General features: G+C 66.4%; 17 protein-coding genes and 9 pseudogenes. 15 read left to right on the top strand and 11 right to left on the bottom strand.

The features are described 5' to 3' along the window. Window positions 1-234 precede the first annotated feature (234 nt). A pseudogene (locus tag ACWGO0_RS31885) lies at window positions 235-1319 on the bottom strand (aminotransferase class I/II-fold pyridoxal phosphate-dependent enzyme); the annotation flags it as partial. A 126-nt stretch (window positions 1320-1445) separates the two neighbouring features. On the opposite strand from ACWGO0_RS31885, the pseudogene ACWGO0_RS31880 reads away from it, so the two are divergent. Then, window positions 1446-2728, top strand: a pseudogene (locus ACWGO0_RS31880) (ISAs1 family transposase). A gap of 81 nt (window positions 2729-2809) precedes the next feature. Continuing rightward, a complete protein-coding gene (locus ACWGO0_RS31875; RefSeq protein ID WP_453542931.1) occupies window positions 2810-3526 on the top strand; it encodes a VWA domain-containing protein in 717 nt (238 codons plus the stop codon). A gap of 116 nt (window positions 3527-3642) precedes the next feature. On the opposite strand, the pseudogene ACWGO0_RS31870 reads toward ACWGO0_RS31875, so the two are convergent. Next, a pseudogene (locus ACWGO0_RS31870) lies at window positions 3643-4047 on the bottom strand (ornithine decarboxylase); the annotation flags it as partial. A gap of 133 nt (window positions 4048-4180) precedes the next feature. On the opposite strand from ACWGO0_RS31870, the pseudogene ACWGO0_RS31865 reads away from it, so the two are divergent. The 3 genes and pseudogenes from ACWGO0_RS31865 to ACWGO0_RS31855 all read left to right on the top strand — a co-directional run. Next, a pseudogene (locus tag ACWGO0_RS31865) lies at window positions 4181-4588 on the top strand (SDR family NAD(P)-dependent oxidoreductase); the annotation flags it as partial. Window positions 4589-4766: 178 nt separating this feature from the next. Further along, a pseudogene (locus ACWGO0_RS31860) lies at window positions 4767-5422 on the top strand (transposase family protein); the annotation flags it as partial. Window positions 5423-5777: 355 nt separating this feature from the next. Then, window positions 5778-6131: a PRC-barrel domain-containing protein gene (locus ACWGO0_RS31855; RefSeq protein WP_453542928.1), complete on the top strand. Its 354-nt coding sequence runs from the start codon at window positions 5778-5780 to the stop codon at window positions 6129-6131. A gap of 489 nt (window positions 6132-6620) precedes the next feature. Here the strand turns inward: ACWGO0_RS31855 and ACWGO0_RS31850 are convergent. The 3 genes and pseudogenes from ACWGO0_RS31850 to ACWGO0_RS31840 form a co-directional block, all read right to left on the bottom strand. Then, window positions 6621-7462 (bottom strand): annotated as a pseudogene (locus ACWGO0_RS31850) (LLM class flavin-dependent oxidoreductase). Beyond that, the gene (locus ACWGO0_RS31845; protein WP_453542922.1) at window positions 7422-7778 is read right to left on the bottom strand and encodes a hypothetical protein; all 357 of its coding nucleotides are present in this window, start codon (window positions 7776-7778) and stop codon (window positions 7422-7424) included. The pseudogene ACWGO0_RS31850 and the gene ACWGO0_RS31845 overlap by 41 nt, the downstream one beginning before the upstream one ends. Window positions 7779-7974: 196 nt before the next feature. Beyond that, window positions 7975-8226 carry a DUF5133 domain-containing protein gene (locus tag ACWGO0_RS31840; protein ID WP_453542919.1) on the bottom strand — a complete coding sequence of 84 codons (252 nt, stop codon included), beginning with the start codon at window positions 8224-8226 and terminating at the stop codon, window positions 7975-7977. Between the two features lie 344 nt (window positions 8227-8570). Here ACWGO0_RS31840 and ACWGO0_RS31835 point away from each other — a divergent pair, with 344 nt between their 5' ends. Then, on the top strand, window positions 8571-10166 hold the full coding sequence (locus ACWGO0_RS31835) for an ISL3 family transposase (protein WP_453542943.1): 1596 nt from the start codon (window positions 8571-8573) through the stop codon (window positions 10164-10166). A gap of 32 nt (window positions 10167-10198) precedes the next feature. On the opposite strand, the gene ACWGO0_RS31830 is transcribed toward ACWGO0_RS31835, so the two are convergent. Beyond that, window positions 10199-10840: a hypothetical protein gene (locus ACWGO0_RS31830; protein WP_453542916.1), complete on the bottom strand. Its 642-nt coding sequence runs from the start codon at window positions 10838-10840 to the stop codon at window positions 10199-10201. A 194-nt stretch (window positions 10841-11034) separates the two neighbouring features. Here ACWGO0_RS31830 and ACWGO0_RS31825 point away from each other — a divergent pair. Next, a pseudogene (locus ACWGO0_RS31825) lies at window positions 11035-11286 on the top strand (flavin reductase); the annotation flags it as partial. A 37-nt stretch (window positions 11287-11323) separates the two neighbouring features. On the opposite strand, the gene ACWGO0_RS31820 reads toward ACWGO0_RS31825, so the two are convergent. Together ACWGO0_RS31820 and ACWGO0_RS31815 are read right to left on the bottom strand one after the other, a co-directional pair. Then, the gene (locus ACWGO0_RS31820; RefSeq protein ID WP_453542913.1) at window positions 11324-13372 is read right to left on the bottom strand and encodes a CocE/NonD family hydrolase; all 2049 of its coding nucleotides are present in this window, start codon (window positions 13370-13372) and stop codon (window positions 11324-11326) included. Between the two features lie 35 nt (window positions 13373-13407). Continuing rightward, window positions 13408-14721 carry an ATP-grasp domain-containing protein gene (locus ACWGO0_RS31815; protein ID WP_453542910.1) on the bottom strand — a complete coding sequence of 438 codons (1314 nt, stop codon included), beginning with the start codon at window positions 14719-14721 and terminating at the stop codon, window positions 13408-13410. A gap of 197 nt (window positions 14722-14918) precedes the next feature. Here ACWGO0_RS31815 and ACWGO0_RS31810 point away from each other — a divergent pair. Together ACWGO0_RS31810 and ACWGO0_RS31805 are read left to right on the top strand one after the other, a co-directional pair. Beyond that, a pseudogene (locus tag ACWGO0_RS31810) lies at window positions 14919-15407 on the top strand (IS701 family transposase); the annotation flags it as partial. A 127-nt stretch (window positions 15408-15534) separates the two neighbouring features. Beyond that, window positions 15535-15951, top strand: coding sequence for a hypothetical protein (locus tag ACWGO0_RS31805; protein ID WP_453542907.1), 417 nt, complete (start codon window positions 15535-15537; stop codon window positions 15949-15951). Between the two features lie 228 nt (window positions 15952-16179). Here ACWGO0_RS31805 and ACWGO0_RS31800 read toward each other — a convergent pair whose 3' ends face one another. Together ACWGO0_RS31800 and ACWGO0_RS31795 are read right to left on the bottom strand one after the other, a co-directional pair. Continuing rightward, window positions 16180-17067: a phosphotransferase family protein gene (locus ACWGO0_RS31800; protein ID WP_453542904.1), complete on the bottom strand. Its 888-nt coding sequence runs from the start codon at window positions 17065-17067 to the stop codon at window positions 16180-16182. Beyond that, entirely contained in the window at window positions 17064-18458 is a 1395-nt protein-coding gene (locus ACWGO0_RS31795) for a helix-turn-helix transcriptional regulator (protein ID WP_453542901.1), read from the bottom strand. The genes ACWGO0_RS31800 and ACWGO0_RS31795 overlap by 4 nt, the downstream gene beginning before the upstream one ends. Window positions 18459-18633: 175 nt before the next feature. Here ACWGO0_RS31795 and ACWGO0_RS31790 point away from each other — a divergent pair, with 175 nt between their 5' ends. From ACWGO0_RS31790 to ACWGO0_RS31765, 6 genes and pseudogenes are all read left to right on the top strand, one after another. Beyond that, window positions 18634-19107 (top strand): ATP-binding protein, encoded by a 474-nt coding sequence (locus tag ACWGO0_RS31790; RefSeq protein WP_453542899.1) that lies wholly within the window; start codon window positions 18634-18636, stop codon window positions 19105-19107. A gap of 40 nt (window positions 19108-19147) precedes the next feature. Next, window positions 19148-19651, top strand: coding sequence for a DUF6415 family natural product biosynthesis protein (locus ACWGO0_RS31785; RefSeq protein ID WP_453542896.1), 504 nt, complete (start codon window positions 19148-19150; stop codon window positions 19649-19651). After that, window positions 19603-20031 (top strand): annotated as a pseudogene (locus tag ACWGO0_RS31780) (DUF6302 family protein); the annotation flags it as partial. The gene ACWGO0_RS31785 and the pseudogene ACWGO0_RS31780, both read left to right, overlap by 49 nt. 121 nt (window positions 20032-20152) lie before the next feature. Further along, on the top strand, window positions 20153-20353 hold the full coding sequence (locus ACWGO0_RS31775; RefSeq protein ID WP_453542893.1) for a DUF5999 family protein: 201 nt from the start codon (window positions 20153-20155) through the stop codon (window positions 20351-20353). Next, a complete protein-coding gene (locus tag ACWGO0_RS31770) occupies window positions 20350-21006 on the top strand; it encodes a hypothetical protein (protein WP_453542940.1) in 657 nt (218 codons plus the stop codon). The genes ACWGO0_RS31775 and ACWGO0_RS31770 overlap by 4 nt, the downstream gene beginning before the upstream one ends. A gap of 208 nt (window positions 21007-21214) precedes the next feature. Further along, the gene (locus tag ACWGO0_RS31765; protein ID WP_453542890.1) at window positions 21215-22153 is read left to right on the top strand and encodes a TauD/TfdA family dioxygenase; all 939 of its coding nucleotides are present in this window, start codon (window positions 21215-21217) and stop codon (window positions 22151-22153) included. Between the two features lie 39 nt (window positions 22154-22192). Here the strand turns inward: ACWGO0_RS31765 and ACWGO0_RS31760 are convergent, their stop codons facing one another. Then, window positions 22193-22966, bottom strand: a complete 774-nt coding sequence (locus tag ACWGO0_RS31760) for a glycosyltransferase family 2 protein (RefSeq protein WP_453542887.1) — start codon at window positions 22964-22966, stop codon at window positions 22193-22195. Window positions 22967-23010 lie beyond the last annotated feature (44 nt).

Here is a 23010-nt window from a genome sequence, read left to right as displayed (position 1 = left end):
CAGCAGTCGTCATCCGAAGCCTCCGCGTGGGGACAGACAGGTTCAGATCTCCGCTCATCTCGCCAGGCGCGTGCCCACCTCATTCAGGTTCGGCGAGCCTGTGGTTTACCGCCACTCGGGCGACGGTCTCCGGCCTCCTGCCCTCCGACTGCTATCGCATGCAGGCAACGTCGCAAACGGGGCGCGACGTGCGGATGGTACGAGCCCTGCTCCTGGCTGTCTCTCGGCGCCTGGTCAGTCAGCGCCCACGTCGTGCACGGACACTCGGATGGTGCCGATGGTGCTGTCGGCCGCGTCCGGAATGAACATCCCCGCCTTGGCGCCGGTCCGCAGGTATTCCACTGCGGGCTGGCTGAGCAGTTCGCCGGGAACGGCAGCCGGGATCCCCGGTGGGTAGGGCGTGAGAATTCCGGCGCAGACCCTGCCGACCGCCCGCTCTGCGGGAATCTGCTCGATCGCGCCGAAGAAAGCGTCGCGCGGAAGAGTCTCCTGCCGGAGGCGGAGGGCGTCGGGGGCGGAATACGGATGTCGGAGGCAGGTGGAAGCTCGTCGGCGTGGGCGACCAGGTCACGCGGGCCATGAAGGAGTCGCGCGGTCGTCGTCCCGTCGTCGGCATGGGTGAGCTGGGCGTTGATGCGCCGGTGATCGGAGGTGTGCAGGTTGATGCGGTGGTACCGACGCATCCAGTCGGCGGCGTCGTATCCGCTGAACCCGACCCCGCGCAGATCGATGAAGATCTGGAGGGGGTCCATCTCGAAGGCGCGCCCCGGCCCGCAGAAATCGTCGCGGTCGTTGACGTGCAGGCCCTCGATGTTCTCGATGTCCGCCCGAACACGGCAAGCCCTCGAAAGGGGGGCCTTGTCAAGCAGCTCGCGGCCGTGCTCCACCATCTGGCGGCGCCATCCGTCGAGGGCCGCGTAGATAAGCACCGAGGGGCTGGTGGTGCCCAGCAGGTCGGCTCGCGAGGCAAGGGTCTGCGCGGTGACCAGGTCCCCTTGCAAGTGAAAAACCGACCCCTGCTCAAGTCCGGAACCCATCTTGTGGACCGACGTCACGCACACGTCGGCGCCCGCATCCATGGCCCAGGTCGGCAAGTCGGAGTGGAAGGGCAGGTGGGCTCCCCGTGCTTCGTCCACGATCAGCGGCACGCCCCGCTCGTGGCACAGCGTCGCGATGGCTCTGATGTCGGCGCAGGTGCCGTACGGCGTAGGACTGCTGACCAGTGCCCCCCGCGCATCCGGATGTTCCTCGAACGCCGACCGGTAGGCCTCGGGGGCCGGCGGGTGAGCGAGGCGGAGATCGGAGTCCCGCTGAGGATCAGGGCCCCGGGGAGAGTCGTGTTGGTCCGGTTTGATCAGGTGACGCCGGATCGACACAGGAATCGGAGCAAGCACGGCCCCTTGTGATCATGGAGTTCTCGACGCTTCATGATCTGCAAGGTTGCCGTGCTCGTTGCTCCATCATCTCCCACGTCCGTCGTGCCGGATGCCGCGCCCCCGTCCGTCTCCTCGCCACCGGCGGCGGTGTTGCCGGGCCTGCTCGAGGCACTCGCCCAGGTGCCCGATCCGCGCAACCCGCGCGGCGTCCGCTACCGGCTGTCCACGCTGCTCGCGGTGGGGATGTGCGCGATGTCCAGCGCCGGTCACAATTCCCTGACTGCGATTGCCGAGTGGGTCCAGCGCTGCGACCAGGCGGTACTTGCCCGCCTGGGCTGCCCATCCGACCCGTTCACCGGCCGTTTCAAGGCACCGGGTGAGCGGACCTTGCGGGACGCTCTCGGCAAGGTGGACGCCGCCGCGCTCACCCGGGCCGGCTTCGCCCGCCTGGCGGCCCTGGCACCAGCATCCTCCGGCGAGCAGGCCCCGAACGGCGTCCGGGCGGGAGCAGCGGCGCGCGCACCGTGCCGCCCGCCGCGCGGAGGGCACGGCCAGGCCACCGCGCCGCCGGGCGTTCGCGGTGGACGGCAAGTGCCTGCGCGGAGCGGTCCGTGCCGACGGAAGCCGCGTGTTCGTCATGACGGCAGTACGCCACGACGACACCCTCACCGCCGCGCTGCGCGAGATCGGCGCCAAGACCAACGAGATCCTCGAATTCGCCCCGCTGCTCGACCAGATAGACGCCGCAGACCTCACTTACGCCGTGATCACCCTGGACGCGCTGCACGCCCAGAAGGACCATGCCCGCTACCTCGTCGAGCAACGCAACGCCCACTACCTACTGTCCGTGAAGAACAACCAGCCCACGCTAGCGATCCAGTTGAGGACGCTGCCATGGAAGGAGGTTCCCGTCCTGGACCGCGCCCGCGCCCGCGGACACGGCCGCGAAGAGGTCCGCGAGGTCAAGGTCGTCACCGTCGACGGGCTGGTGTTCCCCCACGCCCGTCAGGTCGTGCGCATCCACCGCAAGCGCCGCCGTATCGGCGCCAGGAAGTGGCAGGCCGAGACGGTCTACGCCATCACCGACCTGGCCGCCCATCAGGCCGACGCGGCCGAGATCGCGGCCTGGGCACGCGGCCACTGGATCATCGAGAACACCGTCCACTGGACCAAGGACGTCACGTTCGCCGAAGACGCCAGCCAGGTCCGCCGCCACCACGCCCCCGCCGTCATGACTACCCTGCGCGACCTGGCACGCGCCTCTCCACCGGGCCGGCTGGACCAACATCGCCAGCGGCAGACGCGCCCACACTCAACCCGGAACTGCCCTCGTCCTCCACGGAATTCACTGATCAAACCTACTCTCGCGGAGCCCTGGGGTCATACCCTCCGGATATGACATCTGGTGAAGTGCATCTGCTGAAAAAAACGGGATGAACCTTCGTAAAGGCCGAATTACTGCATCCGCGGCCGCACGCTTCAGCGGTGTGCGACGGAACTCAATCAGGGTGGTTCTGGCCCTCCCGGGGGCGCATCGTCATCCGTTCGAGGCCGGGACCGTGGCAGATATGGTGCGGAGAGTCACCGTGCTGGGCGAGGTCATGTCGCCCACGTCGGTTGTGGACACGTGGATCTACACGTCACAGGCGCACCGTCTGCCGAGTCTTCGGCTGTCGGATGCCGAACGGTGGATCGCGGACTGGGGGGTGCTGCCACGAGCGCCCCTGCTCTCCCGGGATGCCGCACCGGGAAACCTGCTCACCCAGCACGCGGAGCGCTATGCACTCTTCGATTCGGAGGACCCGGGCGAGGCGGTAAAGGAGATTGCGCAGAACCTTCCGGAGGGCGACACCCCGACCCTCGTCCTGTTCTTCTTCTGGGGACTCCACTCGGAAGGCCCGGCCTTGGCCGATCAACTCGACGCGGCGTCCGGCCAGAATGTGTTCTGGCAGTTCCTCGGTGACCCCGGTCTTAGTACATCTGTGCTCGACCATCTCGATGCTCTGCGGGCCGAGGCTCCACACATCAGGAACGTGAGCCTCTACCGAGGATGGGATTCGATCGAGGAAACTCCCGAGTATCTCTTCTATCGCGGTGTGCTGAAGCCGTTCACCCGTTGGCGAAAGGAGCGTGCCACAGGGGAGAGTTGAGTGGATGTCGAGCAGGGCCCGGGTGGCGGGGGCCAGGTCGCGCAGCGGGCTCGGGGCGCCAGCTCTCGCCCTACATGGTCAAACCGGGCGAACGTGACTCTCCCCGGGGCCCTGCACTGAGGATCGACCCAGACCGGACGGACACCCGCGAGAATCAAGCTCGAGATCACCGATTTATGAGCGTCGCGTCCGATCACCAGCTTTTCGTGCGGCCCGGCAACGGAAAGCATGGCGGCCTTCACCGACAGCGAACTGCCACAGGTGGAGAAGAACGTCTGCTCGGCACCCACAGCGTCGGCCATCAGCTCTTCAGCCCGCTCCAGGATTCCCTGAGACGTGGTCCTGTCGTCCAGACCGGACACCGCGAGCATGTCGGCGCTGAAGAGAGCATCACCCAGTACCGCCCGCACCCTCGGGTCGGCCCCCCGGCCCGGCTTATGGCCAGGAGGTGTGAAAGGCAGTTGCTGCTGTGCCTGGTACGCCATCAGAGCGTCGAGTACAGGAGCTGTCGAATGGTCCATGCTGTGCGGCTTTCCGGTGAAGGGGGAAGGAAACACTTCGAGCGAAAGTCCGCAGGCGGGCCTGCCAGCTGCCGTATGCCGCCCAGACAAGTCTCGGCTCCCCCGTCGTCAGAGGCGTCCGCGGGGAACTCATTCCATCGGCGCCGCGCCGATGATGAGCGCGTACTGCGCTTTCAAAGCGGGCGTGGAGTCCTTCTCCCACTCCCTGCGCGCCGAACTCGCCCCCCGCGGGGGCGGTGTGGGAATCGCGTACCTGTACTGGATCGACACCGACATGATCCGCGAAGCCGACCAGCACCCCGCGCTGCGGGAGCTTCGGGCCCACATGCCTCCGCCTGCCCGGGTCATCGCGGTCGAGCAGCGGGCACCTTCGGTGTACGTGCCCGGGTGGCTCCGGAGCGTCCAGGCGGTGCGCGCCGGTCTCCCTGGGCTGGTCTCGCTGCCGGCACGCCGGGAACTGACGCGCTCGCAATTCTCGGCAACGGGGCTGCTCGGGGCGGGCGGGCGCGCCGCGGAGGCAGCCGGTCGAACGCGGGCCTGACGCCCAGGCCTCGCCCCGCGCGGTTCGCCTACGACACGCCAGGCACGTGCAGGCGGGAACCACTCCTGCCGCGCAACGCGGCACGCGCGGCGTTGGCACCGGGGGCTCCGGGGTGTGCGGAGGCGGAGCCGAGGTAAAGGCCCTTCACCGGTGACCTCTCTCAGCCCCTGGCTGCTCGCGTCGCGAAATCGGCACCCGATGGCGGCGCATCACCCCGGGCTGCCAGGCCCTACTGGTCCTGGCCCACCTGCGTTGCGGCGACACCTACGCCCAGCTCGCCGCCGGGTTCGGCATCGGGATCGCTACGGTCTTCCGCTACATCCCCGAGGCGATAGAGGTCCTGTCCGCCGCTCGCGCCAAGCTTGACGGAGGTCATGCGGACCGCGAGTCGGCTGGCCTTCGTGATCCTGGACGGAACACTCCTGCCGGTCAACCGGATTGCCGCCGACACCCCCTACTACTCTGGCAATCAAAAACGTCACAGCATGAACGTCCAGGTCCTGACCGACCCCTTCGGGCGGCTGCTGTGGGTCTCGCCCGCGTTTCCAGGCTCCACACACGACCTCACCGCCGCTCGTACTCACGGCATCGGCCAGGCACTCGCCGATGCGGGGCTCAAGTGCTGGGCGGACAAGGCGTACCAAGGAGCCGGCGGAACCCATTCGAGTCCCGTTCCGGGGCTGCCGCATGAAGACATGGAAGCGCCGCCGCAACACCACTCACGCCATGGCCAATCTCAAGGGCTGGCGCCTCCTGAGGAAGCTCTGCTGCAGCACCAACCGAATCACCGGCATTGTGAAGGCCAGCCTTGTCCTTCACCACACATTAACGTGAAGTTGGAAAAGGCCCATTGTATTCCGCCGACAGGTAAGGCCGGACAGTAGATTACAGGAACTGGGCCGCGAGGACGGCAGCCGCGGCCCAACCATGTGTCACCCCACGGGTCCCGCGGGAGCCTGAATCGAATCGCCAACTCCTGCGACAGGGATACACACCCCAATGCGCTCGCCCAGGGGCCGCGCCCGCTCGTACATCACCGCGAAGATAATTTGCCGCCATGTAGATGTGTGAGGTCTCGGATGCAGGGAACGCGAACTTCCGAGAGCGCGTCACCGCATATTCCGGAGACGCCAGCCGTCTCACAGTTTCGACTGTTGAGCAGCGAAGTATCTCGATGAGGGAGCAATTTATGAGCGACAAGATCTGGGGCTACCAGCCGACCGCGGGCCACACAGCGGGCACTGACCTGATCGGCTACAAGGTCGAGGCCACCGACGGAAGCATCGGCAAGGTCGACAAGCACTCGGACGACGTCAACTCCTCTTATCTCGTGGTCGATACCGGAGTCTGGATCTTCGGCAAGCACGTCCTGGTGCCGGCCGGAACCGTTCGCACCGTCGACCAGGCCGAGCGCAAGATCTTCCTCGACCTCACCAAGGACCAGATCAAGGGCTCCCCTGAGTTCGACAAGGACAAGCACGTCGGTGACGCCGGATACCACGAGCAGGTCGGCGGCTACTACGACAGTCACCGCCGCCCCTGACCCACGGCACTCGCCACGAGCAAGGGCCGACCAGTAGTTCATGGTCGGCCCTTGCTCGCGCCCACCGACGATGGCGCCGGTCGGTCAGGATGAGAGACCGACGTGTCCCCCCATGATCTACACGCGGCTGCCCGGGCCGGCCTCGGGGCAACGCGTCGGTAGTACCAGGTAGCGGCTTTACCTGAGGAGGCAGCGATTGCAGCGGATGCCCGACATCGCGCCATGTACGGGCGATGTCACTCGTCCCCAGTGCAGTTCCGCTCATATTGTCGTTCGTCGCCATGAGTTCCTCGCACATGTAGTTCTGCGAGAGGGCGGACCGGACCCTCGGGGGCGTCGGCCTTCAGACGCTGCCGCACGCAATCACGACGGCCGCGCATCCAGGTCTCGCAGCTCGTCATTCCGGAGCAGTGGCCCACAGGCAGCTTCGACCTGGTGGTGCTCGAAAGTCGCGGCGCGTCTCGTGGTCATCCCGGGTGTCCTGGCGCTTCACAGTTCCCGCAGGGCCGGCAGCAGCTTCTGCTCCACCCACTCCAGATACGGTTCCTGGTGGCGCCCGCCGATCTGGATGAGGGCGACCTCGGTGAACCCGGCATCGCCGTAGGGTCGAACCGCCTCGACGACTGCTTCGACGTCTTCACCGCAGGAGATGGACTCTGCAACATCCTCAGGCCGTACGAACTGTGTGGCGCCTGCGAACGCTGTCGGGCCTGGCAGTTCCGAGTTGACGGGCCGGCCTCCGCCGAACCAGCGGAACTGGTCGTGGGCGCGGGCGATCGCCGCGGCGCGGTTGGTGTCGTAGCAGATGGGCAACTGACCGACCTTGGGTTTGCCCCCACCACCATGGCGCTCGAACGTGGAGACCAGCTCCTGCTTGGGTTCGGTCGCGATCAGCAGGTCTGCGTGGTGTCCGGCGACCTCCCAGGACCGGTCGTTCTCGACGTCGAAGCGAGTGCCGTGGTGGTTCAGCCGCTCCCCCGACAGCAGCGCCCGCCCACAACATGTTCGTTGAGGTTGTCCCCAGAGCTGAGTCCGAGGCGGAACCGTCCCTGGGATGGAAGTTGCATCGTGGCGGCCTTCTGTGCGACGACTGCCGGGTGATACCGCCTGGTAGGACAGGTCACCTACGTCATCATCGGGATGCGATCGGTGGCCTGCGCGGCAGCCCCGAGCACGCTCCAGGCGTACGACCCGATCTGCACCGTGTCGCGCTTCTCCTCAGTGGGCGGGCGGCGTTCAGGGGTGTCAGAAGCAGAGGCGAAGTTCTCTTGAAGGCCGTCCTCCTGCGCCTTACTCCGTGGTCCGGTACTCCTTGGTCTGGAGCCGGAGATCGACTTCCTTCTCCTGATCCCCCGACGCCGTGCCGTGCTCCTCCACAACGAACGCGGTGCCAAGGGCCTCGCAGCTCTGGTCCACAGCGAGATAGCCGCCCTGCAAAGTGGCGGTGACTGGGGCAGTCAGCGTCGTCGGCTCAGTTCGCGCCCGCTGCTGCGTCGGCTCGATTTCGGCTGTCCACACGACAGGCTGATCACCTGGCTGTTCCTGAGGCACCGGGTCGGGCCCGCCGGTGGGGAACGCCGTCCGCAGGGCCCGGAGGACGCCGGCAGCGTCCTCCTTCGACGATCCTGAGAGGGTTACGGTGACCATCGCGGCCACGCTCCTTTCTACCGAGTTGTAGCGGTGAGGGATGCTCTACGCCGAAGCGGGTGAAACGATCGCGCAGGCTTGAGCCGACTGCTGGGCGCGTGCGCGTCGCTGAGCTCTCACCAGCCTTGACTCCTGACATCCGTCACGTACGTCTGTGGCAGCTTGACCTTCCCCGGCTCTCACGTCGCGCGGAACATCAGGCCGACGGCCGGTCGGGCCTGCAACGCCCCAGTGTGGAGTCGTACTGGGTCTGTGGTCCCGACAGCTGGCAACGGGCAGCTGTCAGGGCCGCATCGACATCCAGTGTCTCCGTCGACAGACACAGCGCGTACACCAGATCGTCCATGCCCTTACGCGCCTCCGCGCCTCCACCTCCGCCATGCAGGACATTCAGCGCCTCGTATTCCCTGACCAGACCCCACAACACCACGGGATGCGCTAGCAGCACGACGGTTCTCCTCAGCTCACGGGACACACTTCTACGTGCATCGGCTGCCCGACAATCAGCCCCGCATACGCTTCCGCATGAGCGCCCGCAGCGACATGCCAGTCCTGGCATCACGGCGGATCGCCGCGTACAGATCGACCTTGGACTTCGGCAACACCAGGCCCCCTCGTCGTGCAGAGCACAACCAGGGTCCCGAATCAAGCGTCGGGGCGTTCTCGAACTCAGGTTCTGGCCCAACTTCTGTGGTCTGCCTACTCACTGTGATCGTTGGCCTTGCTGATAGGTCTCGCGAGATCGTCTAGAAACTGCCGGTGCCGATCGCGTTCGGCCTGATGGTTCTGACTGTGCGCGAGGTACTACTCAGGCTGGAAGAGCTGCTCTTCCTGGCGGATCCGGGGATCAGGGTGGAGTCGGTGGAGGACGATGGCGAGGTAATCCGAGTCGGTGCCAGATGCCGGATGGCCGGGGCTCAGTGCCCAGGCTGCGGAAGCTGGTCGAGGCGGGTGCACGGCTCTTACCTGCGGTTTCCCGCTGACCTCCCCGTGGCAGGACGGCGGGTGGTTCTGCGGCTTCGTGTCCGGCGCTTCACGTGCGAAGACATCTCCTGCGGACGGCAAACGTTCGTCGAGCAGGTTGCCGGCCTGACCCGGCGGTACAGCCAGCGGACGGAACGAATGCGGTCGGTGCTGGCCGAGGTCGGCCTCGCCCTGGCCGGTCGCGCCGGTGCCCGGCTGGCCGATGTCTTCGGGGCGAGGGTCAGCCGGAACACGGTCCTGCGGCTGGTCAGCGCTCTCCCGGAGCCTCAGCCACAGGTCCCGCGTGTGGTCGGCGTCGACGAGTACGCGATGCGAAAGGGCCGTGTCTACGGGACCGTGCTGGTCGACGTCGAGGCCCGCAGGCCGGTTGACCTACTGCCGGATCGCGAGGCAGGCACTGTCTCGGCCTGGCTGGCCGATCACCCGGGGATCGAGGTCGTCTGCCGCGACCGCGCCCCGTACTTCGCCGAGGGTGCCAGGATCGGGGCACCCACCGCGGTCCAGGTCGCCGACCGATTCCACCTCTGGCGCAACCTCGGCGAAGCGGCCGAGCGGTGCGTCTCCCGCCACCGCCAGTGCCTCCGTGCGACCTCCGCCGAGTCGGCGCCGGAGAAGACTCCGGCTCCGGAACAGGCCGAGAGCGGGTCGCCATGGCCCACCGGGCACCGGTTCGCCGACCGCACCCGCGCCAAGCACGCCACCATCCACGCGCTGCTGACCGCCGGCCACAGCCGACGCTCGATCCAGCGACAGCTCGGCATGACCTACCGCACCGTCCAACGGCTGGCCGACGCCGCCAGGCCGGAAGACCTGTTCCAAGGACAGTGGCAGAACCGCAGGACCAAGCTCGACGACTTCAAGCCCTACCTGAACGAGCGATGGGCCGAGGGCTGCACGAACGCCTGGACCCTCTGGGAAGAGATCAAGACGCACGGCTACACCGGCGGCTACGGAGCAGTCCGCGCCCACCTCCAGCCGTTCCGCACATCCCCGACCGCACCTGCAGCCCGTCCGCCGTCCCCACGCACGGTCACCGGCTGGATCCTGACTCACCCTGACACCCTGCCGGAGAGCGAGCGCCTGAAGCTCAAATCCGTCCTCACCGGCTGCCCCGAACTCGATGCCCTCACCGGGCACGTCCGCGCGTTCGGGAAGATGCTCACCCAGCTCCAGGGCGACCAGCTCCCGCAATGGATCAAGGCGGTCCGCGCCGACGACCTGCCCAGCCTCCACACCTTCGTCAACGGCCTCGAACGCGATCTCGCAGCTGTCACCGCCGGCCTGACACTGCCGTGGAGCTCCGGCATCGTTGAAGGCCACGTCAACCGGATCAAAATGATCAAACGCCAGATGTACGGCCGGGCGGGCTTCAGCCTGCTGCGGAAGCGAGTCCTCCTTGCCTGACTGCAGCTCTGTCATTCGACGAGCGGGTCCACTCAGTTGATCGCAAACGGCACGGGATCCAGGCTCAGCTTGCTCCGGCATGAGTCGACGGCCCGCGTGACCCAGGCGGTCACTGCGTCGCGATCTGCCGAAATCGCGTGAAGCTCACGCGCCTTCTCCTGGGCATCGACCTCCCACGGGACCAGGGCGTCCTCTCGAAGGACTCGTTCGAAGTAGTCGCGGGCCGTGTCCGGATCCCCAACCAGGGCGGCTGCGATCCCAGAGTCGAAGCTGTCCCAGAGAAATCCCCGACGCACCGGCCTGGACGTCAGGTATCGAGCGGCATCCGGCAGACCCGCAAACTTCTCCCTCAGCGCGGTCACGTTCGCAGCCGCCTGCCGACTGAGTTCAAGCGCCAGCGACGTGAACTGGTCCTCGTTGCGAAAAAGCTCGGGGCCGACCTGGACTGCATCCACGTGGAAGGCCAGGTGGTCCACGTCGTGCCACAGCCACATCGCACCGACGCACAGACCACTGCCGGCAATCCGCGACGGAGTGAACTCCACAACCCCGAGCCACCACCCGTGATCATCAATCCATAGCCGCGACCGCCCGCGGCGGGCCAGGCCGAGCGGCTTCAAGGACTCCCGCGCCGCCGAGGTGATGATCCGGAGCACCGGACTGCGATCTGCCATGACGGCATTATCAGCTGTCCCACCGACACACCATCGGTGGTGGCGGCACATCACCCGCTCAGAGTTGTTCAACAACACTGAGTGTCACTGCTCCACAGAAGTTGGACCAGAACCGAAACTCAGTGACATCACTCTTCAGTGGAAGAGACTTTCCCGTGGCTGAACTACAGGCGTTCTCGTGACTCGCCAACAAAGCCAGCGGCGAGACCGGTGACAGCACCGAAAAGTTCGCCCGCACCGCATGGCACCCGGGCCCGGGAGGGGCGCCGGTGCTGGACGAGGCGCCCGCCTGGTTCGTCGGCCGCGTCGAGAACCGGCTCGCCGGCGGCGACCACGTCGGGTACCTGCTCGCCCCGGACGCTGCACAGCACCCCGCGGGCAACGGCCTCAGTCTGCTGTCCTTGGCCGACGGGCGCGGCATCACGCCGGGCCATCCAGTGAACTGACTGGAATCGGCCGGCCCCCGGGGCGGCATCCTGCGAGTCAGACGTTCGCTCTCGGAACGCTCTCGTTCCAGGTCCGCGAGAACACCCTGCGGCCACCTTCGTAGCCGTCCAGCGTGGCATCGACGTGGAACTCGTTCTCGTCCGACGTCAGGATGGTGCGAGTCTCCACTCGGACGTCCCATGCGGGGCGCCTGAACCGCATAGTCCAGGCGGACTCGCCGCTCACCGATCCGAAGTCGTCCGCGATGGAGGTGTACTTCTCGACGGCTCGCAAGCCGACCTCGATCCCGTTGTCCTCGTACCGCTGAAGTCCGCGGTCCTTGACGATGTCGAGCGAGGAGTGGTAGTCGACCAGGTTCCTCGAGACGGTCCAGGCCTGTTCGGACTCCGTCAGCTGGGTCACGTCCGCCGGAGTGCAGCCTTCGGGCTCACCAAAGGGCGTCGATGACGCATCGTGCGGGGTGTCGGTGGGCCGGATCGGCAGAGTGAGTGAACTGCCCGTCTCGTGGACGCTCAGGAGGGCGGGTGCGGGTGCCGGCCAGACCAGCGGCCAGTACGAAGTGGAGAGCGAGAGCCGGATGCGATGCCCGGCCGGGAAGACCTGCGCGACTCCGTTGAGGGGGATACGGAGGCGGTATTTCTTTCCCGGCTCCAGTGGTTCGGGTCGGTCGTCGCCTGCTCGGTGTGCGAGGTTGAGGACACCGTAGGTCACCCTGGTCGCCCGGCCATCGGCCGCCACATCGGACAGCCGGACGGTGATCTGTGCTGTGTCCTTGGATGAGGACACCAGGAGTTCGACTGCGGGCGCGCCGAGGATCTCCACGCGTTCCGTCAGCGGCTGGGTATCGAAAACGAGTGAGCCGCCGTCCTCCTCGCGTTGGTCGTACGGCAAATCCGGTGGGGCGTTGTACGAAGCCCACTTTCCCGCGAACTGCCCGACCGAAAGAGGTGATTGCACCGTGTGGACACAGCCTGCGGATTCACCTTCCTCACCTGAGGAAGGCGCCTCATCGACGCGCACGATGGCGCGGTCGCGCAGTGGGTGCGGCACCTGCTGGACGTGCGGCGAGGGCCAGCTCGCCTCCCCCACCCAGCGGCCCGGGCGCTCCTCGTAGGACGTGGATGGCGGCACGCTTTCCTGCATCCAGGCGCGGATCATGGGTCCGTCCATTGCGCCGTTGTCCGCTCCCTTGAGCCAGTGGTCCCACCATCGGACCACCTCCTGGAGATATCCGATGGCCGGCCCCGGCTCGCCGAGGTGCGGCAGCTTGTGCGACCAAGGTCCGATCAGTCCCTTGCGAGGTACATGAACACTGCCCAGTAGCCGGGTGACGGCATTGGAGTAGCCGTCTGCCCAGCCGCTGGAGGCAAGCACGGGGCAACGCAGGGCCTGATAGTTCTCACTGAGCGACGCATGGCGCCAGTAGTCGTCGCGGTGCTGGTGGCGCAGCCATTCGAGAACCCAGGGGCGCGCGGAGTCCAGCCGTTCGTGCCACATGTCCCGCCAGCGTTCGCCGATCACATCCGGATCGGGAGGGCAGGTGGCGTAGGCGAACATGGTTCCGGCCTCGGCCAGATTGTCGGACAGCATGGCACCGCCGACGTAGTGCATGTCGTCCGCGTACCTGTCATCGGTGAAGGACGCGATGACGATGGCGCCCAGACTCGGGGGTTGTCGAGCGGCGACCTGGAGTGCGGCGAACGCGCCCCAGGAGATGCCCGTCATTCCTGTGGTCCCGTCGCACCAGGGCTGCTCGGCGAGCCAGGAGAGCACCTCTTCGGCGTCGCACTGTTCTCGTTCCAGGTATTCGTCCAGCAGGACGCCCTCTGATTCACCTGTGCCCCGCAGGTCAACGCGTACGCAGGCGTAGCCGTGCCCGGCGATGTAGGGATGATGGATCGCGTCGCGAGTGGAGGTCAGGTCGTTCTTGCGGTACGGAATCGCTTCCAGGATCGCGGGGACCGGCTCACGGTCGGAGGTGGTGGGGCGCCAGATCCGCGCTGACAGCCGGATGCCGTCCGACATCGTGATGGTGACGTGGTCCTCTCTCTTGACCGCGTGGGGAAGTTGGTCGACGTATCGCATTCCGATGGCGTGCTCCTTCCTGGTCCGGGGCCTGTTCACGACGCGTTCTGGTCGCGCCCACCCGGAGCGGTGTCGTCGAATGTGAGGCCCAGAGCTGCGATGCACTGGTCGAACTTGCGTCGCAGGCCGCCCTCGTCGTCAGCACCGGTGGAAATGTGGGCGATCTCGTAGCTGTAACTGTCCTGCTGGGACACGGAGGAGAGCTTCTGCCCTTCGGCAGGCACGACGTCGATGCGCGTCCCGGGTATAGCCCGTTCGATGGCTGCGAGCTCGTCGCGCGTGGGCACCTGGTGCACCGTCCCTTCGCCGAACCACCGGTAGTCCCACTTGGCGGCCATGCGATACGGGCCCTGCCCGCTCGGCAACGTGGGGTCGCGCCCCAGCGCCAGACTGATCATCCGGTGGTGGTTGGGGGCACCGTCGACGTAGTCGAACAGCTCCGCGTGTGACTGCGAGTGCCGTGGGTTGATCTCCAGCAGGCAGATGTCACCGGTCTTCGCGTCGTAAAAGTACTCAATGCTGAATGTGGCCGAGTCCATGCCTATCTGTCGGATGGTCCGCTCGCTCACCTCGTGCAGCTTCTGGATCACCGAGGGCGGGAGAGCGCTCGGATACTGGTGACGCAGGAAGCAGGGGGAGCCGGGGTAGTTGATCGAGTCCAGTACTCCGTAGACGGTGACCTCCCCGTCGTACACAAAACCCTCGACGGCCACCTGAATGCCGGTCATCGCTTCCTCGGCCAGACAGACCTGACCGCCCACCCCCGCCATTTCCGGCGGAAGTTCCAGGAGCTCGAGCACCGAGTCGAAGGGCCTTCCGACCCGGCCGATCCCCTCCCGTATCTTGTCCACGGCCATGCGGAACTCCGCCATGTCCGAGACGCCGTATGCCAGTTCCGAAGAGTAGGCGAGAGCAGGCTTCAGCCACATGGGGAAGCTCACGCCATCGGGCGGCTGAGGATCCGCGCTGTGCAGGTCCACCCGCCCGAAATCCGGGTACTCGTCGATCGCCTTCTGCTGTTCCAGCCGACTCCAGTACTTGTGCTCACACTTGACGACGGACTCAAGGCTCGTGGTGCGCGTGCCGTAGTCGCTGCCAAGCATCGGCACGAGCGTGCTCACGGGGAAGTCCCAATAGCCGACAATCGCGTCGATGCTGCCCTCGTGCACGTCGAGGATCTCCCGGGCCCGGCTCATCAGGTCGGCCACCGAAACCTCCCCCTCCTGCAGCTCGCCGATGTTCAGCAGAGGATGGAACCGGTACGTGTCGGATTCCGGGACGGCTTCCAGTGTCGGCAGATTCGCCTCGTCCAGGCCGAGTACGAAGATGTTCTTCCGCTGTACGGGCACGGCGTGGTCCTTTCGTGGGATTCACGGCGCGTACCCGCCACACAGGCCTCAAACCGACTGGCTGGACACCTGCCCTCGCTCACATCGTCTGTCCTGCGGCGATGCCATCGCATCGGACCCTCCTACAAGGGCGCGCTCACAGGAACGCAAGCAATCGCCCGCCGGCCGACAGTGAGCACCACGCCCGCAGCCCGGACATCGCGTTCACGGAGAAGCGGTTGGTGCTCGGCCTCTTGGCGGACCTGCCGCGTAAGAACTGCTGGACGATCGCCGAGTGGGCAGGGGAGGCCACTCCACACGGAATGCAGCACCTGTTGTGCCGGGCTTCCTGGGACGCGGACGCGGTCCGTGACGATGTCCCCGACTACGTGGTCGAGCACCTCCACGACGATGTGGCGGTGCTCGTCGTCGACGAGACCGGCGACGTGAAGAAGGGCACGCACACGGTCGGCGTGCAGCGGCAGTACACCGGTACCGCAGGCCGGATCGAAAATTCCCAGGTCGCCGTCTACCTCGTCTACGCCGGCAGTCGCGGGCACGCCGCGGTGGACCGGGAGCTGTACGTTCCACGGTCGTGGACCACCGATCCCGACCGCTGCCGGGCCGCGGGCATCCCTGCCGAGCGGGACTTCGCGACCAAGCCGGAGATGGCCACCGCGATGATCGAACGGTTCCTGGACACCGGGCATCACGCCTCCTAGGCGGCCGGGGACGAGGGTTCCGAGTAAGCGGTGACCCACAGTTACGGAACCACGTGAACAAAGCCAGGACGCATTCCTCGCGGCGCTCGCCTACTGCAACCTGCACTGGGAAATGGAGCTTGCCGACCAGCTCGTCAAGCGCCTGAAGGTCTACAGCACCGGAGTGCACATCACCAATGCGATATCCAAGACCGACCAAGCCGGAAAGGGCGCTGGCCGATTCAGCAACGACCGCGAAGACCTTCCGCTCGTACGCCGAGCTCGTGCGTGGCTCGCAGTCCTGCACCAGCTCGGTGCGGATGGTCCCGACGATCCCTTGTTCAGGGCACTGACGGCGAAGGGCGGCCTCCGGGCATACCGGCGCCCCGGAAGCGCGGGAACCCGTATGCGGCCGGGCTCGCTCAACGAACGCCTCCAGCTCCTCACCGATCAGGCAGGCCTGTCGTACATCGACGGCACGAAGGTCACCTCCCACTCTTGGCGGGCCGGTGCGAACCGACATGTCCGAGAGGGGCGTTCCGCTCGCTGACCGCAACAGGGCCGGCCGGGGGCTGACGGCTCCCATACCGCCGACACAATCTACGACCGCCGCCACGACCTCGGAGGCCGCGTCCCGCTCGCCACCATCCCGCAGTACGGCGGCAGCCCCGCCCGAGCAGCGGTCGCGGAGGCCTGAGCCACAGCACCGTCGCATCCAGACGCCCCTGCGCGAGCAGAGAACTGAACAGGCCGCGGTGGGGCGCCGGCCACACCCTGCTCAGAGAATTCCCTTCCACCACCACGGCCGTGGACCGGATCGACCGCGCAGGCAGTCGATCCGGTATTGCGCTTGGCCGATCCATTTTTCGTTGCTGGCCGCATGCTGGGCGGCGAACGTCGCCATCCGCAGCTCTCGGGCCCCCGCGAGGATGGGATAGCCCTCCCACGCCGTCACGTCGTGCCCGTACGCCGCACAGAACTGGTCGTACTCTCGCGCGGTTACCGCGCCCGTTGTCCTCGCGCGTACTGCGGTGGATACGAGGTCCCACTCCGGGGGCCCTACGGAGAATCGCTCCAGATCCATCATCAGGACACCGTCGGCCGTGCGGACGAAGTTGCCGGGCCAGGCGTCGCCGTGCACAACCCGGTCGGGGAGGCCAGCCGGCCTTTCGTCCCACGCCGCTTCGAGGTCGCGGTGAAGTCTGTGCAGCCACTCTCTGTCGTCGCTGAGGATCGTGGTGGCCCCTTCAAGTCGTTCATCGACTCGAACGAAGGGGTCCAGGTACCCCAACTCAATGTCTGGCGTAGGCAACGAGTGAAGCTGCGACAGGAGTTGGGCGACTTCGTGAACGGAGCCGTGCTCTTGCGGCGGGAGTTCCACCCAGAAGGTCACGGGCCTGCCGCCCACCTCTACCGGCTGCTCCACGTCAACCAGGCGCACAGCCGCGACGTTCTGCTGCGCGAGCCAACGTGCGACGCGCACCTCACGGGCCGCCGCAGCTCTCTGGCCTGCCCGTGAGATCCGTACTATTATCCGCTGGCCAGGGAGCCGCCATATCTGGTTCTCGGCCAGCCGTAGCGATTCCGCCCCCTCGCAGTCCAATCCGACCGCGGAGCATGCCTGTTCCAGGACATGGCGCGCGGGCTCGGCTGCCGAAGCTGTCATGCGGAGACCGTAGCGGCGATGCGGTCCCGCAGACCCGAAGCCTCCTGGACCGTCTGATGCTTGGAGGCGAAACGGCCGAGCTGTCGTAGGTCGTCGGCGGCTCGCCGGGAGGTGAGCCGGCCCACCTCGTCCAGGGCGTCGTGGCCGACTGCCGCCGCCTGGCGAGGATCGCCTTTGGCCATGATCAGGGAGGCCAGCTTGGTACGCGAGATAGCACGGGACCGCTTGTAGGCGTCGGTGTGTCCCTGCACCGCGGTGCCGAATCGGCGGGCCGCCCTGCCCGGGTCTTGCCCAGCAAGGATGGCGAGATCGAACAAGGCGTGGGCTGTGTCCCCGTTGTGCTGTGCCGCGTCGTAGTAGGCCATCCACGGCAAGTCCTCGCCCGGACACGCCCGAGCGAACGCTTCATCTGCGGCGCCGACGGCCGCCATGGTGTCCCGGACGTTCCCCATCTTCCCGAAAGCTCTGGCGCGTGCCGTGTGGAGCATCGCCTGCTCTGTCGCGGCCAACCGGTCGGAGCGCACCAGGCCCTTCTCGGCGTAGGTCAGGCCGTCGTCTGGGGCACCAATCCATACGGCCTGCCGCGCGAGGAAGGAGTACGTCTTGGCTCGTAGATGCCAGTCGCCCGCTTCTTCGGCGCAGTCGGCTGCGAACTTGAACGTCTGAGTGGCTTCGTCGTGGTGGTAGGCATCGAACGCGGAAGCGCCCACCACGATGCCGAGTCGCGATACGGAGGCGAACAGCTCGGTCCGCAGACGCTCGGGGCATTGGGCTTGCAGCAGACCGGCCGACCACTGCATCGCTCGACTGGCTACGTTGCGCACCATGCCGCCACCGCCCAGCTCGTTGTCCATACCGCTGATCGCAGTGGCCGCGGCCAAGACCTGGTCAATGTGGCTGGCGCTGACGTTCGCCGGAAGAGACAGCCCGGCCGGGGCGAAAGCCTCGGTGAGGTCGAGGGGGGAAATGGCGGCGAGTCCACCGACTTTGATGAGTAAGGAGCGTCGATCCACGGGCTCATGGCTCCCAGCGCGAGGAGTTGGTTCGTCTCCGCTCAGGATGCGGCCTGTCCGCACCTGAGTGGGCACCTCCCCCCTACCGGTAGAAGTTTTATCGGCATCAGCCCGTTTTTTATCGGCATCGCGGTTACCGAAGGCCATCGGCCAAGCTCGGTCGAACAGTCCTCCTGTGCCGAGGACATCGTCGAGCCTCTGAGCCACATCGCGGCGACAGCTGGGGTACTTACCCTTCTCAATCGCCAAGATCATGTCATCGCTGACCTGCACTAACCGACCCAGCTCCTTAGCAGACAGTTTCTCCGCCAGGCGCAACTTGCGCAGCTCGTTTCCGAACCACTCCTGGGGAGAGGCCCCCGGGTCAAGCTCCTTCATTGGCTGCGGCATGGTCTGCCCCCGAAGTCGTTGATGCCGAACTCTTCACCTGTCGGCATCAGGCTCTGCACGTTCTCGGTGCGCTCTGCCTGAATGGTTGCTGATCGGTTCGGCACCAGTACACACCGCAACCCAACCCTGCTGAATGGGTTCTCTCAGAACGGAGGAAGCAGCGATGGAACTACTCCTCGACACCCGTGATCGGGACGCTTCTGTTCGCGCCACGTCAAGGAGCGTGCGCAGCCAGCTCGACATGAATTTCGAAGTCCGGGCCGAAGACCTGGGCACCGTCAGGGACATCATTCAGGCACACCTGCGCTGGTGGCGCATCGACGACGGCACAGCCCACCGGATGCTGACGGTGGTCAACGAACTCCTCACCAACGTCTTACAGCACACCCCCGCAGACGCCGACGGCTGCCGTATGGCCAGCCTCCTCCTCCAGAAGATCCCGGATGGTGTCACCGCCATCGTCCGTGACCAGGACCCTTGCCCTCCTGTGTACGCGGCGCCGGACGGCCTTGCCGAAGAGGGCCGCGGCCTAATGCTGCTGTGCGCCTTGGCAGACGACACATCTGTGTCCGTGACTCCAGCAGGTAAGGACGTGTGGGCCTACATAGAGGCCCCGGACGCGCCCGAGCACTTCTAGCCACCCACGGCCGGCACTCGGCCCCTCTCCAGGAGTTCCGATGTCCCTCACCGCTCTGGTTCCGGAGAACGACGTGATTCCTCCGCCAGCCGACGACGAGCCCAGCGCCCCGCAGTGGACGCCTCCATTCGACGCGGACGGCTTGAGGCTGATCCTGGAGCGGATCACCGCGTGGAAGCCTCTCGACGTCGAGGAGATCTTCGACGACCTCGACACGGCGATCGGCAACCAGCTTCCGCCCGTGGCAATGACCGCGACGTTGGTTGAACGCCTCCGCGGCCACCTGAAGCAGCTCGGTGACATCGCTGTCGCCGACACGAAGTACCCGCCCACCGACGAGATGGTTCTGCTCATCGAGCGAGGACTCCCCGTGCGGGATGAACGCACGCCAACAGACCACCAGCAAGCCGTCGGCCTCGCCCGCCGCCTGGCCTTCGTGACCTCCGATCTCATCGAAGAGCTGATCGAGGCCCGTTACATCAAGGGGGCCGAGCAATGCACGGCCCCCACGCCGTCAATCACCCGACGGTGGCCGCCCAGGTGATGCCCGCCCCGCAAGACGCGCACGACTACGAGTACTTCGAGCAGCGGATCGCGAACAGCTGGCTCTTGGAGAAGAGCGTTGCCGTGCGGACCCTTCGCATGGCGTTCCTCGCAGTCCCCGTCAGTGGCTCGCGGCGCGGCGGGTACTTCCCCGTGGCGTGTCTCTGCTTCGGGCTCAAGGTCCGTGACGTCCTCCTTGAGCAGCCCGGCTTCCCGAACCCCCGTCTGCGTTGGTTGCCCTACCCCGACTCCTGCGACGTCGTCGAGTGGGGGAGACACCGCCGACGCTCTGGGGGCCGAGGTGTGACGACATCACCCTCGGACTTTTTTCGGCTACAGCGCGACCGCGATTGCCCAGTTCACAAACTGCCGGGCCAGCACCCTGCGCGGCCCCCAGACGCCCTCTTTGGCCGGCCTTCTCCGCTCCCCCGCGGCTCCGTAGGCACCCTCCGAAGAGGGCACCCACGTCCCCCTCCGCACGACCGACAGGAAGAGCACGAGGATGTGCCAGCACAGGCCCCCCTGCCCCACGGCTGCACAGCCGGATCGCGAGGCGGCCAAGACCATCACTCGCGACTGCGTTCTGGGCTGGACGCTTCTGTGCAACGGCGTTCTGCTCTTCGACGACACCGGCGAGCTGTTGCCCGACGGGCAGATCATTGCCCCGCACCGACACGTTGCCGCGACGGAGGCAGCGGCGTGAACACCAAGCCCGGAAGCTGCCTGGTTCCCTACATCACCGCTCGCGAAGGGGAGGAAGCCGACTCCTTCCTCTCCCTACGCGCCACCTTCGACCGGACCGGCACTGCGCGTCTGGGCTACTGGGACGAGGGCAGGGAAGACCGCGACCTACGCGGCGTCCTCTGGTCCCGGGTTTCACAGTCCATCGGAGACGACCGGCTACCGACAGGTGAGCCGCAGTGGCGCCTGGTCCACCCCTCGAGACAGCGCGAGACGATGCTCCAGCTCAGGTGTCAGGTGTGCGTCGGCAATGCCCGGACGCCAGACGGAACCCTGTTCCTGGAGAGCAAGAAGGACGGCGTGCCCCCATCGAGTACGACGGTCCGGACCGCGCAGCCCCCGGTCTGTCGACGGCACGCCCTCATCGCCTCGAAGCGGTGCCCCTACCTGGCGAAACACGGGAGTGTCGCGCTCCTTGCGCAGAGCGCACCCCTGTACGGGGTCATCGGCACGCCCCACGCGTACTCCGACCACGGCCTTCAGGTGCTGGCGGCGGACGACGTTCCCGTTCCGTACGGAGACCCCTCCCTGCGATGGCTCCTCGCTTCCCAACTCGTGCGAACGCTGCGGGCGTTCACCGTCATGGACCTGGAAGACCTCGGGTCGGCCGACTAGACCACCGCCCGGCTGTCCGAGTCACAAGCCGGACCGTCGCGTGGCTCAAGCGCAGAGCACAGACCACCTTCCGCAGCCGCCCCTCACCACGACCGTCGTGACGGTGTGTCCTCAACAGACCACCACCCCGCCACCGCTGCCGATGGGCGCGGCGAGAGGGCGGGCCTCAAGACCCACCCGGCGTGAATCCACAGAAAGGGACAGCACAATGCCCGAGATAGTGACTGCTGACTTGGACGGCTTTATCAATCTACCAAAAGAGCTGGAAGGCGATCTGATCGAGATCGGAAGCGCACTTCCTCCCTGGAGCGTGGAAGGCACCTTCCTGGCGGATTCCACCATCGAGTGGTACCGGACCAAACTGGACTCGGCTCCTCTATTCAATGAAACCAGAGGTCATCTTCTTGCCGCCCTAACCGGGGCGGCTGGCGGATACGCCGTGGTGCGCCTGGGAAACCTCGCCCAGGCGCTGGGGGTCGGGGACCAGTTACTACGCCTGACAACGGCTATTCTCGCCGAAGTGGCGATCCCCTTTCAGCCCTTCCAGCGATGGCCGCTATGGAAGGAGATCGGGACCAATCTCAATGCCAATCCCAGCCTGTCCACCGGCACGGGTTACAACGCCTTCCACATGGACCTGGTCAACGCGACCCAGCCACCGGACTACACCACGCTTCTGTGCGTCCGGCCCGACCCGCTCGGGGCTGGCGCGAGCATCCTCTCCAACGCACGCGAGGCCGTGTCGCGCCTGACGCCATCGAGTCGCGCCCGCCTGACCGAGGTGGCATACAGGTACGGAGGCTTCTTCAATCTGTCCGACGTCGGCGAGGAGTACACGCCGTTCCCTGTCCTGGATGGAGAACCCGAGGAGCGCGGGTTCGTACGGTTCACCGCGAAGATGCTCGCCGAGTCCTGCCTGGACAAGGAGCACGCCCATGCGGCGAAGGAACTTGCGGACCAGATGGTCGCCGGCCAGGTCTCCTTCACGCTCCAGCGTGGTGACGTCTTGATCGTGAACCAGCACCGCTGGGTCCACGGCCGCGAACCGCTCGGCGACGGCCAGCACGATCTCGCACCCGAGAACCGCCGCCTGCTGCTCCAGCTGTTCCTGCGCAGTGCAGGCGCCACCAGGCCGGCCACCTCGTAGATGGTGCAGGCGGGCGTCTGGCCGAGTCTCCTAAGAGTCCTAGATCCGCGAATTACGCAGCGACTGCCACACAGCGCCAGCCAGCGCCCGCGTCGCCCGGGGAACCGACAGCCCCTCGTGCTCGCGGTACAGCTCCCAGTTGTACGGGACCAGCGACAGCTTGTTGGAAGACAGCGATCCCGCCTGGTGGGACCTGTACACCGCGAGCGGCTCGGGAAGTCCCCGGGCGTCAGCACCGTCGCGCATGATCGACAGCCACAGGGCGTAGTCCTGTCGCTTCCGCATCTCCGGCATCAGCCTCGTGCCCAGGACGTTGCGGTCGTACATGGCGGTCAGAGCGCCGATGTGGTCCTGGACCAGCATCGCGCGGTAGTCCACGTGTTCCCGCGCGCGGACCACGCGCCCGTTCGGGATGAATTCGGTGCTCTCGCCGTCGTAGTCGGCGTCCATCTTGAAGTAGGAGGTGAACGTCAGAGGCGCACCACCCGCCGCAGCGAATTCGATTTGCCGCTCAGCCTTCTCCGGCAGCCACATGTCGTCACTGTCGAGAAAGGCGACGTAATCCCCCCGGGCCCGCTCGATAGCAAGGTTGCGCGCCCGGCCGGCGCCGCCCCGTTCGGGTGCCGAATCCGGCAAGACGCGCTTGTCCTGCCGGGCGAATTCCATGAGCAGGTCCATGGAGCCATCGGAAGATTTGTCGTCGGTGACCAGCAGCTCCAGGTCGCTGTGGGTCTGCGTGAGAACCGACCGGATCGCTGCACCGAGAGTAGCTGCCGAGTTGTACACGGGCATCACTACAGACACCAGGGGCACAGCGCTTCTCCTTGCTAGGTCAGGGACGACAGTCCATTCAAGCA

The sequence above is a fragment of the Streptomyces sp. NPDC055749 genome (assembly GCF_053617235.1).
The sequence above is the reverse complement of the archived record's forward strand: the minus strand, read 5'-3'. Positions and strand labels throughout refer to the sequence as shown.

Bases quoted from the DNA above. Each gene is read 5' to 3' on its own strand.
- ACWGO0_RS31875 (WP_453542931.1), top strand. From the start codon at position 2,810: ATGAACCTTCGTAAAGGCCGAATTACTGCATCCGCGGCCGCACGCTTC.
- ACWGO0_RS31855 (WP_453542928.1), top strand. From the start codon at position 5,778: ATGAGCGACAAGATCTGGGGCTACCAGCCGACCGCGGGCCACACAGCG.
- ACWGO0_RS31845 (WP_453542922.1), bottom strand. From the start codon at position 7,778: ATGGTCACCGTAACCCTCTCAGGATCGTCGAAGGAGGACGCTGCCGGC.
- ACWGO0_RS31830 (WP_453542916.1), bottom strand. From the start codon at position 10,840: ATGGCAGATCGCAGTCCGGTGCTCCGGATCATCACCTCGGCGGCGCGG.
- ACWGO0_RS31820 (WP_453542913.1), bottom strand. From the start codon at position 13,372: ATGCGATACGTCGACCAACTTCCCCACGCGGTCAAGAGAGAGGACCAC.
- ACWGO0_RS31805 (WP_453542907.1), top strand. From the start codon at position 15,535: ATGGAGCTTGCCGACCAGCTCGTCAAGCGCCTGAAGGTCTACAGCACC.
- ACWGO0_RS31800 (WP_453542904.1), bottom strand. From the start codon at position 17,067: ATGACAGCTTCGGCAGCCGAGCCCGCGCGCCATGTCCTGGAACAGGCA.
- ACWGO0_RS31795 (WP_453542901.1), bottom strand. From the start codon at position 18,458: ATGAAGGAGCTTGACCCGGGGGCCTCTCCCCAGGAGTGGTTCGGAAAC.
- ACWGO0_RS31790 (WP_453542899.1), top strand. From the start codon at position 18,634: ATGGAACTACTCCTCGACACCCGTGATCGGGACGCTTCTGTTCGCGCC.
- ACWGO0_RS31785 (WP_453542896.1), top strand. From the start codon at position 19,148: ATGTCCCTCACCGCTCTGGTTCCGGAGAACGACGTGATTCCTCCGCCA.
- ACWGO0_RS31775 (WP_453542893.1), top strand. From the start codon at position 20,153: ATGTGCCAGCACAGGCCCCCCTGCCCCACGGCTGCACAGCCGGATCGC.
- ACWGO0_RS31765 (WP_453542890.1), top strand. From the start codon at position 21,215: ATGCCCGAGATAGTGACTGCTGACTTGGACGGCTTTATCAATCTACCA.